The organism is Neorhizobium puerariae (assembly GCF_042429745.1).
GTDB lineage: Bacteria > Pseudomonadota > Alphaproteobacteria > Rhizobiales > Rhizobiaceae > Neorhizobium > Neorhizobium puerariae.
The window spans coordinates 14,797-28,595 of record NZ_JBHMAA010000008.1 but is presented as its reverse complement, the minus strand read 5'-3'; the positions used below and the strand labels follow the sequence as shown (position 1 = coordinate 28,595).

11 protein-coding genes are annotated in these 13,799 nt (G+C 62.6%); 6 read left to right on the top strand and 5 right to left on the bottom strand.

From position 1 onward, the window contains the following. The 3 genes from iolD to ACFFP0_RS05505 all read right to left on the bottom strand — a co-directional run bounded on the left by iolD (position 1) and on the right by ACFFP0_RS05505 (position 4,682). On the bottom strand, positions 1–1,824 hold the full coding sequence (iolD, locus tag ACFFP0_RS05515) for a 3D-(3,5/4)-trihydroxycyclohexane-1,2-dione acylhydrolase (decyclizing) (protein ID WP_377257443.1): 1,824 nt from the start codon (positions 1,822–1,824) through the stop codon (positions 1–3). Further along, positions 1,821–3,737, bottom strand: coding sequence for a bifunctional 5-dehydro-2-deoxygluconokinase/5-dehydro-2-deoxyphosphogluconate aldolase (locus ACFFP0_RS05510; protein ID WP_377257441.1), 1,917 nt, complete (start codon positions 3,735–3,737; stop codon positions 1,821–1,823). The genes iolD and ACFFP0_RS05510 overlap by 4 nt, the downstream gene beginning before the upstream one ends. Before the next feature lie 126 nt (positions 3,738–3,863). Further along, on the bottom strand, positions 3,864–4,682 hold the full coding sequence (locus ACFFP0_RS05505) for a MurR/RpiR family transcriptional regulator (protein ID WP_377257439.1): 819 nt from the start codon (positions 4,680–4,682) through the stop codon (positions 3,864–3,866). A 257-nt stretch (positions 4,683–4,939) separates the two neighbouring features. Here ACFFP0_RS05505 and ACFFP0_RS05500 point away from each other — a divergent pair, with 257 nt between their 5' ends. Continuing rightward, complete coding sequence (locus ACFFP0_RS05500; protein WP_377257437.1) at positions 4,940–5,194, top strand: DUF982 domain-containing protein; 255 nt, start codon at positions 4,940–4,942, stop codon at positions 5,192–5,194. Between the two features lie 256 nt (positions 5,195–5,450). On the opposite strand, the gene ACFFP0_RS05495 is transcribed toward ACFFP0_RS05500, so the two are convergent. Continuing rightward, positions 5,451–5,744: a hypothetical protein gene (locus ACFFP0_RS05495; RefSeq protein ID WP_377257435.1), complete on the bottom strand. Its 294-nt coding sequence runs from the start codon at positions 5,742–5,744 to the stop codon at positions 5,451–5,453. 173 nt (positions 5,745–5,917) lie between these two features. Continuing rightward, complete coding sequence (locus ACFFP0_RS05490) at positions 5,918–7,003, bottom strand: EAL domain-containing protein (protein WP_377257433.1); 1,086 nt, start codon at positions 7,001–7,003, stop codon at positions 5,918–5,920. Between the two features lie 683 nt (positions 7,004–7,686). Here ACFFP0_RS05490 and ACFFP0_RS05485 point away from each other — a divergent pair. The 5 genes from ACFFP0_RS05485 (at position 7,687) to ACFFP0_RS05465 (ending at position 13,799) form a co-directional block, all read left to right on the top strand. After that, positions 7,687–8,301, top strand: coding sequence for an outer membrane protein (locus tag ACFFP0_RS05485; RefSeq protein ID WP_377257431.1), 615 nt, complete (start codon positions 7,687–7,689; stop codon positions 8,299–8,301). A gap of 32 nt (positions 8,302–8,333) precedes the next feature. Then, positions 8,334–9,521 (top strand): Hint domain-containing protein, encoded by a 1,188-nt coding sequence (locus ACFFP0_RS05480; RefSeq protein WP_377257429.1) that lies wholly within the window; start codon positions 8,334–8,336, stop codon positions 9,519–9,521. A 159-nt stretch (positions 9,522–9,680) separates the two neighbouring features. Further along, complete coding sequence (locus ACFFP0_RS05475) at positions 9,681–12,002, top strand: glycosyltransferase family 4 protein (protein WP_377257427.1); 2,322 nt, start codon at positions 9,681–9,683, stop codon at positions 12,000–12,002. Between the two features lie 55 nt (positions 12,003–12,057). Next, on the top strand, positions 12,058–12,957 hold the full coding sequence (locus ACFFP0_RS05470) for a hypothetical protein (RefSeq protein ID WP_377257425.1): 900 nt from the start codon (positions 12,058–12,060) through the stop codon (positions 12,955–12,957). Further along, positions 12,957–13,799 (top strand): tetratricopeptide repeat protein, encoded by an 843-nt coding sequence (locus ACFFP0_RS05465; RefSeq protein ID WP_377257423.1) that lies wholly within the window; start codon positions 12,957–12,959, stop codon positions 13,797–13,799. The genes ACFFP0_RS05470 and ACFFP0_RS05465 overlap by 1 nt, the downstream gene beginning before the upstream one ends.

Below are 13,799 nucleotides of genomic sequence, written 5' to 3'. Positions count from 1 at the left end.
TTACTGTCTTTCCTTGAGCGCGGCCTCGTACCGGGCGCGAGCTGCGTTGACCTCATCGCGGTCGGAGACTTCCGGGACAGCCACGTCCCACCAGTAGCCGCCGGCATCCGGCGTGGGATAGGGATCGGTTTCGATGACGATGACCGTTGGCCTCGTTGCCTCGCGGGCCGCGGCAAGAGCGTCTTCCAGCCCGGCTATATTGGCCACCTTGCGGGCTTCCGCGCCCATGGCGGCCGCATGGGCGGCGAAGTCGATTTCCGGAGGATTGATGTGGGACGTGTGGGCGTAGAGATTGTTGAACTCGGCGCCGCCCGTGCCCATCTGCAGGCGGTTGATGCAGCCGTAGCCCCGGTTGTCGGTGATCACGACGGTGATCTTCACGCCCAGCGCGCAGGCCGTCACCAGTTCCGAGTTCATCATCATGTAGGAGCCGTCGCCGACCATGACGACGACGTCGCGTTCCGGCTCGGCCATCTTGATGCCCATGCCGCCGGCGATCTCGTATCCCATGCAGGAGAAGCCGTATTCCATGTGATAGGAGAGCGGCAGCTTCGCCTTCCAGAGCTGGTGCAATTCGCCCGGCATGGTGCCGGCGGCGCACATGACGACCGTGTTGTCGCGCGCGGCCCGCTGCACGGCGCCGATGACCTGCATGTCGGTGGGCAGGCTGTTGGTATCCTCCGGCGCGGCGGTGACGGCGTCCGCCCTGGCGAACCATTCCGCCTTGAGACCCTCAGGTGGCGCTGCGAAGCGATGCGCGCCCAGCGCTTCGGAGATCAGCTCCAGGCCGACCCTCGCATCCGACACCAGCGGCATGGCGTCGTGCTTGGCGCTGTCATGGGGCTGGACATTCAAGGTCAGGATTTTCCGGCCCGGGTTCCTGAACAGCGCCCAGGAACCGGTCGTGAAATCCTGAAAGCGGGTGCCGACGCCGATCACCAGGTCGGCATTCTCGCAGACGGCATTGGCGCTCGCCGCGCCCGTCACGCCCACGGGGCCGAAGTTGAGGGGATCGTCCCAGGGAAGGGCGGACTTTCCGGCCTGCGTCTCCACCACCGGAATCCGGTGTTTTTCGGCAAAGGATTTCAGCGCGCCGGTCGCGTCGGAGAAATGCACGCCGCCGCCGGCGACGATGACCGGGTTCCTCGCCGCCCTGATCGCCGACACGGCCCTTTCCAGCTCGTGCTCGTCCGGGCGGGGGCGGCGGACATGCCAGACCTTCGGCTCGAAGAAGCTTTCCGGATAGTCATGGGCTTCCGCCTGCGTGTCCTGGCAGAAGGCCAGGGTCACGGGGCCGCAATCGGCCGGGTCCGTCATCGTCCGGAAGGCGCGGGGAAGGGCGGTCAGCAGGTGTTCCGGCCGGGAGATGCGGTCGAAATAGCGGCTTACCGGCCGGAAGCAGTCGTTGACCGACATGATGCCGTCGCCGAAGTCTTCCAGTTGCTGCAGCACCGGGTCCGGCCCGCGATTGGCGAAGACGTCGCCGGGCAGCAGCAGCACGGGCAGGCGATTGACATGGGCCAACGCCGCCGCCGTGACCATGTTGGTTGCGCCGGGGCCGATGGAGGAGGTGACGGCCATGGCGCGGCGGCGGCGAAGCTGCTTGGAATAGGCGATGGCAGCATGGGCCATGGATTGTTCGTTCTGGCCGCGCCAGGTCGGCAGCACGTCGCGCGCCGCATGGAGAGCCTCGCCGAGGCCGGCGACGTTGCCGTGGCCGAAGATGGCCCATACGCCGGCGATGAAGGGCACGCCTTCCGGCGTCAACTGATTGGCGAGATAACGCGTCAGGGCCTGAGCGGCCGTCAGTCTGATGGTTTTCACGCGGCTTCTCCTCTTGCGGCGCGGGCTTCGTCCCAGATGCGGCACAGGTTGCGATACCGCTGCGCCATGTCCTCCACCGCCTCGTCATCGCCGATCGCGCCGGAAAGCCATTTGCGGGCGGCCTCGCCGAAGATGGTGCGCCCGACGGCGAAACCCTTCACCAGATCGAACCCGGCCGCCATGCGGAAGCTTTCCGAAAGTTCCGCTTCCGGTGCGTCGAGGCCCAGAACGACGATGCCGCGCGTATAGGGATCGTTGCGGGAGATCGCTTCGCACGCCTTTGCCCAGGGGGCCTTCGATGTCATGGGCTCGAGCTTCCACCAGTCCGGGTAGACGCCGATGTCGTAGAAGCGCTGGATGATCCGGGCTGCGGTATCGTCGGTGGTGGGCGCCACCTTGGAGGGGATGATTTCGAGCAGCATTTCCAGCCGGTTGCGGCGCGCCGCCGAAAACAGCCGTTTTACCACCGCCTCCTGCTCCGCCTTCATGGCCGGTTCGTCGTCCGGATGACAGAAGCAGAGAACCTTGACGACGTTTTCGAGCGGCCATTCGGACAGGCCGCCGAAATCGGGGCCGAGTTCGGGCTCCAGCGTCAGTGGGCGGGAGCCCGGCCATTCCGCCGGGCGGCCGATCCAGAGGCCGCTCCCGGCGGCCTGATAAAGCGCGTCGCGACCGAGCCGCCCGTCGCAGAGGATGCCGTAGCCTTCCCGGCCGGAAGAGACCTGGAGGGCTGCCTGGAGGCAGAGCTTCTTGAAATGGCCGATGCGGCTGTGGGAAACGCCGGCTTCATTGCACATGGCCTCAAGCTGCATGCGATGATCGAAGGCGAAGACGCGCATGACCGGCCAGTCGCGATCGCGATTGGTCGACCAGTGCACCTGCTCCAGCGCTTCGTCCTTTCGCAGCGCCCTGTTGCGAATGCCGGTCCTGAAGAAATATTGCAGCTCCTCCCAGCTCGGATAGGCAGGCGTGCAGCCGTGACGCGACACCGCGAAGGCGCCGCAGGCATTGGCGTATTTCAGGGCCGCCGGCCAGTCCTCGCCCGTCAGCCAGCCTTTCAAAAGCCCGGACATGAAGCCGTCGCCGGCACCCAGTACATTGAAAACCTCGATCGGAAAACCCTGCCCCGTCCGGCCTTCGTCCAGGCTGCCGGGGATATCGCCTTCGAAGACCACGGCGCCCATCGGGCCGCGCTTGCACACCAGCGTTGCCTTCGAAACCTTCCGGATCGCGCGCAGCGCCTCGACCGTATCGGCCGTGCCGCCGGCAATGTGGAATTCCTCCTCGGTGCCGACGATGAGATCGAACAGATGGAGCGTCGATTGCAGCTTGGACGTCACCGCGGCGGATTCGATATACCGGCTTTCGCCGTCGCCATGCCCCGCCAGTCCCCAGAGGTTGGGCCGGTAGTCGATATCCAGCGCCGTTCGCGCGCCATGGTCGCGTGCCAGCGCCAAGGCCTTCAGTACCGCAGCCTCGGTGTTCGGGTGGGAGAGATGCGTGCCGGTGACGCAGACGCAGCGGGTTTCGGCGATGAAGGCCGGGTCTATGTCGTCCTCGCAGAGCGCCATGTCCGCACAGTTTTCCCGGTAGAAGATGAGGGGGAACTGGTGCTCGTCGCGAATGCCCAGGATGACCAGCGCGGTCAGCCGCGCCGGGTCGGTCCTCACGCCGCGCACGTCGACGCCCTCGCGGACAAGTTGCTCGCGAATGAAACGGCCCATATGCTCGTCGCCGACGCGGGTGATCAGTGCCGATTTGAGGCCGAGCCGGGCCGTTCCCGCAGCGATGTTGGTGGGGGAGCCGCCGATATACTTGTTGAACGAGGCCATCTCCTCGAGACGGCCTCCCACCTGGGCGCCGTACAGATCAACCGATGACCGGCCGATCGTGATCAGGTCCAAAGATTTCAAATCCGCCTCCCTGCCGAAGCGGGGATGGCAATGTCCACCGCTTCTTCAGCCGGGGCCAAGCCGGCCGTTTGTCTCCTCACAGAAATGGACTGTAAATTCTATTTTGTAGAATTTCAATATTTTTGTTCACATCCCTGCTCGTGCGGTTCCGACGGCAACCGAAAGGCTGATGGCAAGGCAGAGCGTCGCGGACAGGGAGCGAAACGCGCCGAAATCGACTTCCGAAACGGAAAGCGTGATGGCGTTGAACCTCCGCAAGGGGCTGACGATCGTATCCGTCACGGCGACGATCGGTATGCCCCGGGCGGCGACGCCTTCCACGAGTTCGATCGTCTCCGCGGAATAGGGTGAAAACGTGATCGCCAGCAGGGCGTCGCCGGCTCGTATCGCGTGATTGTTGTCGATCTGGCCGACGGCGCTGTGCAGCATGGCCGGGACTTCCATCTTTTCCAGCGCATAGGCGATGTAGCTCGCCACCGGAAAGGACCGCCTGAGCCCAATGATGTGGACCATCCGCGCATCGGCGAGCGTTTTCACGGCCTCCCCGAGGGCCTGCTGGTCCACCGTCTTCAGGAGCCCTTCCAGCGAGGTGCGCCCGGCTTCGACGAATTCCGCCAGCAGGGCGGAAGGGCTGCCTTCCTCCCTTTCGCGCAGGTGCTGGATGCGGGTGGAATAATCCGGCCATCCGCCCGCGTAGGAATCCCTGAAAAGCTTCTGCATTTCGGAAAAGCCGGAAAACCCCAGGATCTGGCAGAAGCGCATGAAAGCGGACGGCTGCACGCCGGCGCCTTCCGCCATTTCCGCGACCGTTGAGACGGCGATGCGGTCCTTGTTGGCGGCAACGTAGTCGGCACATTGCCGCAATCTCTTCGGTAAGGTGGCGGATACTTCCAGCAGTCTTTCATCGAAAGCGCTCACCGTTGCAGGTGGACCGGCTTCCCGCATGTTGATTCCTCAGGATAGCTAAAAAATTTTCATCGAAACCTACCAAAATGGAATGGATAATCCAAATCCGTTTTATCTGCCATGCGGCGGCGGAAAGCCGGGAACGGAACCGTCCGGGCTTCCGAAACGTTGGCGGCAAAAGTGTCTCACCTGCGAGCGGTCGTGGCTCCCCGTCCGCAGGCCTTCGCTTCTGCGGCGTCTTCCGGCATGGTTATTGCAGTGTTGCTAATGCTGCAGTGCGACGGAGACGAAACGTCATGAAATCGAACAGCTTGCACCAATTTCGGCCGGTTGGATTGGTCATGCATGACCTAGGCCAGTACAGGGTCGTGCACTCGGTCGAGGAAACGGCGGAAGTGCTTCTGCGAGAATGGCCGGCTGACGATGGCGAGGATTTTTGCGAGGCGGTCAAGACCTGCTTCGAGGGCATGCATGATAAAGCCACCCCGGATGCGGTCCGCGCCGCGCTTATCAAGGCGGCCCGCGAGGTCAACGTCATGGTGATCGAATAGCCAAGGCCATCGCGCACCAGTCCTCTGAAGCAGGACTGGTGCGCGATGGCCTTCGGCAGCGAGGCGAGTCATCGCCTCCGCACACCGGCCCCATCCGCCCACGAGCCGCCAGCATCATGGGCAGCGGCCGGGTGGCTGGCGCAGTGCACCGCAAAATATCCAAGTCCATGCACCGGACGGGCACGATCTCCCGTCCGGGCACACGAACCCACGCCTTGCTTCAGGCCATGTTGCGCTGTTTTCCGAAAGCCGGATTTCAGGCTTTCTTGAAAACCTTGTTGATGATCAGGCCGACGACGATCTGGACCACGAGACCGGCAACGCCGCCGCCGACAAGCTGGCCGGCGAGTGAAGCGATGTCGACGCCTCCGGCAGCCGCGCCTCCGGCACCGATAAGGGAGCCGAGGATGGAGCCGCCGCCGACTCCACCGACTGCGCCGGCTATGAGGTTGCCGATCTGGCCGAGATCGGAATCCTTGAGAATTTTTCCACCTGCGGTTCCGCCAACTGCGCCGCCGATGACCTGGGCAATGATCGCACTGATATCCATGGTTCCCTCCCCGTGAAAAAGGTACAGACCGAGATTACACCATCGGGAACAATTTCCAAGTGTGCCGGATGCGAATCCCGGCGACCGGTTCCCTGAACGGTTTTATCCGTCCCCGATGAGATGCCTTGCCGTGTCGGATAGCCGAGGCCGGCATTCCGATTACGCATTCCGGGTTATTTCGAGACGGCGCCGGCGACGCAGGCCGGCTTTCCGAAAAAATACCCCTGGAACCACCTTGCGCCTGCCGCAAGCGCAACCTGAAGGTCGGCTTCGGTCTCGACGCCCTCGACGACGACTTCGCCGGCAAAGGCATTTGCAAGAATGATCATGTGACCGAGCAGATAGGCATCGTCCGGATCGGCCGGACGCAGGAATGAGCGGTCGATCTTGATGATGTCCAGGCGGCTCAGGCGGGCAAAGGAGATGGTGCTGAAGCCCGCTCCGAAGTCGTCCATGGCGACGCGTGCGCCGGTTGCCCCGATCGCCGCCACGAAGGTAACGGCCCTGTCGATGCTCGGCAGTCGTGCCGTTTCCGTGATTTCGACCACGAGACGTTTCGCCAGGCCGGGGACAAGCGCCAGTTCCGACAGAAGCGAATTCCACCAAAGGTCTTTCGTTACGGAGAGCGCGGAGATGTTGCATCCCAGTACATCGAAAGGGCGGCGTTTCAGCTCCGCCACCACCCGGTGGACGACCTGCCTGTCGAAAGCGCGCGTCAGGCCGAGCCGTTCCATCGCGGCCAGCCATGCGGCCGGCATCATCAGGCGTCCGCCGGCATCGGTCAGCCGGAGAAGGCATTCCCGATAGAGCGTGTCCGACGGTCCCGATGAGCCGGAGATCGTCTGTTCGGCGAAATGTGTCCTGCCCTGTGTCATCGCGGCATAGGCGGCCGCCACCGCCCGCATGTCCGATCTGTATTGGATGACATCCAGTCCGAGGGGCAGTTCGCCCCAGCCTTCCGGCCGGCCGGCGCCGCAATGCAGGCCTACGATGATCGCCGTGCCACCAATCTCGACAGGCTCAAGCGCCGCAGCGCAGATCGTGGCCTCGAGTTCATCCCACGCGTCGCCGTCATCCTCGCGAAGCCAGACCGAAACACCCCAATGCTCCGTGGTCACCTGCCATCTGTCGGCCGCGGGCGCCGTTTCGAAGCGGCGCCAGATTTCGTGAAGAACGCGCCCCGCAACGCCTTCGGAATATGCGGCCGCGATGTGAGGCAGGTTCTCAATGCTGATCTTCAGTAGTCCGTGCGGATGCATCAGGCGATACTCCGCGCTTTCCAGCCCAGGTAGCCGCCCACTGTCATGGCCGCCAGCACGGCGATACCGATATCGAAATACCCTGCGAGAAGAGAGCCCATGCCGGCGCCCATCAGCCCCGCTGCGCAGAGACCCAGGCCATGGGAGGCCGGACCTTCGTCGGCCTGCGGATTTCGGTCCGCGCCGGCTTGATATCGCCTCCCTACGCCCCCTTGTGCGAAAGGCTGCCTATCCGCGACCTCATCCCCCGCAGGCCTGGAATGATCTGCGGAACGTCCCGACTTCTCCCGGCCAACCGCCATTGTGGGCTCCTTGATCCCATCGCTCGTCGATCGTGCTGGAATGCCTCTCGTTCTGTCGACTCGGAAGCGCACGATATGAAAGTGCAGGCATCGCTTCATTCAGAAACTATGGCAGTCCTAGAGTATAGATGACGTTTATATTCAATACAGAATGCGACACGAATATACAAATAAAGCAACTTTTGCTTAGAAAATTATTTTGATTCTGAATTTACATGGATAAATGTGGATATATTATGGAGATGGCTAATTTATCCGGAGTAGGGGCCGCTCATGAAACTTTTCTTGGAGGGATATTAAGTGTTTAAAACGCGCATTGCCGCAGCTCTTGTTTTGGCAATAGGTGCAGCGGGGGAAGGCTATGCCGCAGATCTCGCGAGGGTGAGCCCTCCCTCGGAGCCGCCTGTCGTCCAGTCGGCATTTTCCTGGACGGGCTTCTATCTCGGCGCGAATGTCGGGGGGGGCTTTGCCGGTGACGACAGCGTGGGCATGCATTCAGGGGATGCCCATCTCGGCGATTTCGGCTCGGTAGACGTTTCCGGTTTCGCCGGCGGCGGGCAGATCGGCTACAATTTCCAGTTCGACAACAACTGGGTCATCGGTCTCGAAGCCGACTTCCAGGGAGCGGACATCAGCGATTCCGTGTCGGAGGGCGGCATCCGCACGTCTTCGAAGATCGACTGGTACGGCACCGTCCGGCCCCGCGTGGGCTACGCCCTCGACCGCACGCTGATCTACGGCACAGGCGGTCTTGCCTACGGGCATATCGACTACAAGGCTTCCGTGGGTGGCGTCAAAGCCATCGATGACGACAAGACCAAGGTGGGCTGGGTTCTCGGCGCCGGCGTGGAACATGCGTTCACGGACCACCTGACTGCGAAGGTCGAATACCAGTACGTGAACTTCGACCATTTCAATGCAGGGGATTCCGCGCTCTGGACCAAGGCAACCCCTGATTTCCACAGCATTCGGGTAGGTCTGAACTACAAGTTCTGACAACCGGATCGTCTTAGAGAGAGGATAATACCATGGCTTTGATTAATCTTGATCTCCTTGACCAGGGCACGACGGTCATCGACTCCAGCAACTGGGACAGCACCGACACGCTGCAGCTTTCGCTCGTTTCCAGCGGCACGCTGGTTGTCGACGGCGTCGACGTCAACCTGACCAGCATCGTCGGTGGCGGCCTGCTGTCGAATACGACGATCCAGGCGATCAACGGAGCGAACGTCGTCATCGACTCGGGTCTTGCGGGCGTCCAGGCAGGCTCGAGCTTCACCTATTCCATCGGTGCGAATTCCAGCGTCGAAGTGCAGGCGAGCGCGCTCAACCTCGGCCTCCTGAACGGCGTTACCGTGGATTTCGCCAATTCCGGCGGCACTGGCCTCTTCACCTACGACTCGGGCCTGATCAACCTGAACCTTTCGGCTCCGCCGAGCGTGATCAATGTCGGCGCGGGCGACCGGGTCGAGGTTGTCGGCTCCAACTATGTCGGGCAGATCGGAAGCGTGGTGACGTTCTATTCCGATCCGCTGCACCTCTTCCCGGTAGGCTCCTATTCGATCCCGGACGGCGTCACCTACAACTATGATGGCGGCACGGATACGCTGACCTTCACCAGCTGCTTCCTGCGCGGCACCTATATCCGGACCCCGGAAGGGGAAGTTCCGGTCGAGGACCTGCGGGTCGGTGATCTCGTCGTTACCTACAACGGCGAGGGCGTATCGGAGATCAAGTGGGTTGGCCGCCGCATGCTCGATCCGAAGGCGCTCGACAAGCCGCGCGACACGATGCCGATCCGCATCAAGGCCGGCGCGATCGCCCAGAATGCTCCGGAGCGGGACCTGCTCGTTTCTCCGGACCATTGCATGTTCTTCGAGGATTCGCTCATTCCGGCGAAATTCCTGGTCAATGGCACCACCATTACCCAGGAGACGATGCTGACGCCGTTCGAATATTTCCATATCGAACTGGATCGCCACAACATCATCCTCGCCGAAGGCGCCCTCACCGAAACCTATCTCGATCTCGGCGGCCGTGTGGCTTTCCTTGAGCCGGGCGTCCTGCGCTTCGGCGCTCTGACGGCAACGCGCTCCTGGAACGACTGGTGCTACCCGCCCGTCTATGCCGGTGCGGTTCTCGAAAAGGTACGCCACTCCCTTACCCAGCGCGCGGCGGAGCTGGGATATGTCGTCGAAGAGGCCAAGGCTTCCTGAAGGGCGGCACGAGGAAGGGGTGGACGGCGCAAGCCGCCCACCTCGCTTCCGGCCTCGGCTGGACAGCAACGGTGAATACCGACACTTCCTCGTCCGCAGCTCCGTGCTGCGGGCAAGGCGTCTTCTGTTTTAGAGATGGTAACGGCTTTGGAGTAGTGTATGCACGTCGATGCAATCGTGTCGCCCTTTACGCTCGATGCGGGGGACATCGATGAAAAATTACTTATCAAGAGATTTTCAGGGAAAACGATATTCTTCGATGGCGTATTCAAGGGCGACTACAGCCTCGCCATCGTCAACCGCCATCTGGCCCAGGCGCTGATCGCGCTCGGAACGAACCTCGTCTGCTACACGGCGGAGGAGGACTGGCAGACGGACGCCCGTCTCGACGCGGTGCCGGACATCAAGCGCCGGATGCGTGAAGATTATCCCGCCGGGGAACAGTTCGACATCCACCTGCGGAACACATGGCCACCCGCGACCCATGACATGGTGGGAAAGGTGAACGCCTATGTGGGGTTCGCATGGGAGGAGCTTGAATTTCCCCAATACCTGGTGGACCGCTTCAACCGCGACCTGGACCTCGTCATGGTCACGGCGAACTTCGTCAGCGATGCGTTCGTGCAGTCGGGCGTGACGATCCCGGTCGAGGTCATCGGCAATGGCTGCGACCATGTGAGTGTTCCCGCCGATCCGGCCTCACGGCCGTCGCAGGAGCATCAGCGCAAGCGCATCCTTCACGTTTCCTCCTGCTTCGCGCGCAAGGGCATCGATGTCCTCGTCGAGGCGTTCCTGCGCAGCTTCCGGGCGGACGAACCGGTGGAACTGGTCATCAAGACCTTTCCGAACCCGGACAACATACTGGAGGCCGTGCTGGCGGAGAAACGGGAGCGGCTTCCCGGCGCCCCGCCGATCACCGTCATCAACCGCTATTACGACGACGATCAGCTTCTGGCGCTCTATCGATCCGCCGCCATGGTCGTCGCGCCCAGCCGGGGGGAGGGATTCGGTCTGCCTCTTGCCGAAGCGATGCGGCTCGGCATTCCGGTCGTGACCACCAATTACAGCGGGCAACTTGATTTCTGCCGCCCCGACACGGCCTGGCTGGTCGACTGCCACATGGCGGCGTCGCGCGCGCATGTCGCCGGTTCCTTCAGCCTTTGGGCCGAGCCGTCCCTGGAGCATCTCGGTTCGCAGATGCGCGCCGTGCTCCACCAGCCGGAAGAGGCCGAGGCTCGTTGCCAGCAGGCGCAGAAGCTGCTGGCCGCCCATTTCACCTGGTCCGGTGTCGCCCGCCGCGTGCTGGCGGCTCTCGCCAAGCCGGCCCCTGTCGTCGTCGCCCGGCCGAAGCAGAGCTGGAGCATCGACCTCATCTCCTCGTGGCAGCAGCAATGCGGCATCGCCACGTATTCCGAGCATCTTTATGCCACGCCGGCCTTCGCGGGCAGGCTCGATCACGTCTTCGCACGGCGGATCATGAACGATGAGTTGCCGGAAGCGCCCGGGCACAAGGACGCTGCCGCTCCCCGGGGCCTTTCGCGGCTTTGGGGATACGATCTGGTCTCGCTGAAGCGGCTTGCCGGAAAGCTTGACCAGGGACGTGCGGATGTCCTGTGGATGCAGCATCATCCGGGGCATTTCTCCACCCCCGACATGGAGCTGCTGGCGCAGGTGCTGCCCTCGACCGGACACAGGGCGCGCGCCCTGACGATGCACAGCGTCAAGGAGGCGCTACGCGGCGGTTCCCTGCAATGGACGAAAGCCTTCGACACCGTGTTCGTGCATTCGTCGGAAGACGCGGGCGCCCTTTCGGCCGCCGGGCATCCCAACCCGGTCGTGATCCCGCACGGTATTCTTCCCGAGCCGACGGATGCGCCCGCGCTGGACCCTTCGTCGTTCACGATCGGCTCCTTCGGCTTTCTGATGCCGCACAAGAATATCGACCGGCTCGTGCTCGCCTTTGCCGAAGCACGCTCCTACGAGCCGAGGCTGCGGCTGAAGCTGCTCAATTGCATGGTGCCGAACGACGAATCCCGGGCGGCGCGTACGACGGTCGAAAACCTGATCGATTATCTGGGGCTGTCGGATCACGTAACCGCGCGTTTCGACTTCATTCCGGAGGACGAACTGCGGCGCGAACTCGTCACCTGTGACCTGCTGGCCTTCCTCTATGGTCATTCGACGGAGACGGCGACCGGCGCGGCGCGCATCGCCATGAGCGTGAACCGGCCGATGCTTTGCTCGCGTTCCACGGTGCTGCGGGATATGTGGCCCATCAGCCATGTGGTGAAGAGCGCCGACGTGGAGTGCATCGCGGAAGCGTTCGCGAGCCTCTCCCAGAATTCACAATTGTTGCACATGCGCGATGCCGACCGCCGAAAGACGGCGCAATGGTACTCGTATCCGCGTGTGGCCGAACGGCATGTAATAGCGATCGAACAGATATTAGGGGGTAATGTTGACCGTCGCCGAGTTGCATAGACAGACTTTCGAGGCACTGCCGAGGGACGTATTCTCTTTGCCAGCGGAATCCTTCGTGGATGCCTGGGCAAAGGCATTGGACCTGACGGAAAGCGAGCTTTCCCAGGACGACCGGCATTCTCTTGCCAATGCGATCCGCGAGGGAACGAACCGGTTGCGGGTGGTCGATGCGTTGAAGGCGCGTCGCCCCGTCCCGGTCGCCTTGGGCAGCCGCTCGGTCCTGCACGCCATCCAGCGGGAGCCGGACCAGTTCGCCATACTGGAGAATTTCACGCGCTTCGCACCGGACGACGATGCGGCATTCCTTCGCTACAGCTTTTCGCGCATATGCGGTCGTGAACCGAACTCGGCCGAACGCCTCGGGCTGGAATTCGATCTCAGGCGCGGGGTGGCCACCCGCGCCAAGGTCGTGAAGAAGATCATCGCCATCGCGCGCCGGAACGGACAAACCGCTTTCTGGGATACCCTGCTGCCGAGAGACGAAGACGATCTGCGGGAGAGCATCGACCCTTCCAGCGCCCGCATCATGCCGGCAGGGCTGCTGATCAACACGGAAGGGCTGGCGACCGCGATTTTCGTGCGCGAGGTCGAGAATGTCGGCTGGATGATCGGTCCCGATCTCCTGTGCCAGCCGCTGCGGGTCACCGACAAGGGATGGAATGTCCAGCCCGGCTGGCTGTTGACGGGTCCCAAACGCAGCTTCGCGGAAGGCACCTGGCTGCTGGATCTCGATCTTGTTCAGCCGGCGAATGCCAGGCTCGACGTGGAGATCGTTGCCAATTCCGGTCTGGATTTCCTGCAGCATCTGACGATAGCCGGGCCGTTCTCCGGTGCGCTCTGCGTCAATATCAGGCCCGAGCACCGGTTCATCGAATTGCGCATCCGGATACATGAGCGTTCGGCCGAGGATTCCTGGCTGCGTCCCCGCAACATTTCCCTGCGGCAGGCGTCATGATGCGGGAGTTTCGTCTGACCTCTCCGCTCCTGTGGTCCGGCCGTCGGGCCGATGAGACCGCGGAACTTCCGCCACCGGCCCATGCGCTTGCCGCGGCCGATGCCGCCCGGGATCGTCAAGACTGGGCGAATGCGGTGCTTTATTATCGCCAGGCGCTGAAACAGGACCCCCTGCGCATCGACCTCTTCGTCCAGCTTGGTCACGCCTGCAAGGAACTGGGCGATTTCGACGCCGCCCTGGAAGCCTACCAGCAGTTCCTGGACAAGCAGCCGCACGATCCCGATATCCACCTGCAGTTCGGGCACCTGCACAATCGGATGGGCGATCTCGAAATTGCATTCAAGTGGTATTGCCGCGCGCAGGCATTGGCGCCCGCCGATCCGGAAGTGAACCATCATTTCTCGACCGCCGGCCTGCGTTTCTCCCGTATCAAGGTGGAGCGCAAGCGCGAAGAGGCGCTGGATCTTGTCAGGACCGGACGCTGGCAGGTGGCGCGCGAGCTGCTGCGGGAACTGGTGACGGTCGATGGGGAAATCGATCTGATCGCCATCTATGCGAATGTGACGAAGGAAACCGGCGCATTCGAAGAGGCCTTGCAGCTCTACGACGACTATCGCAGCTATGCGCAGGCGAACGACCAGAAATCCCTTATCGACGTGGAGATACAGATCGGTCATCTCTACAAGGCGATGGGCGATTTCCGTTCCGCCCTGCAACATTACATCCGTGCCCGGGACGTGGAATTCGAACTCTACGGCCACATCGCACCGGATTCCGCCTGCGAGCGGGAAATCCGTGCCTGCATGGCCGAAATCTACACCTGCTTCTGGCAGGCCGCCTGA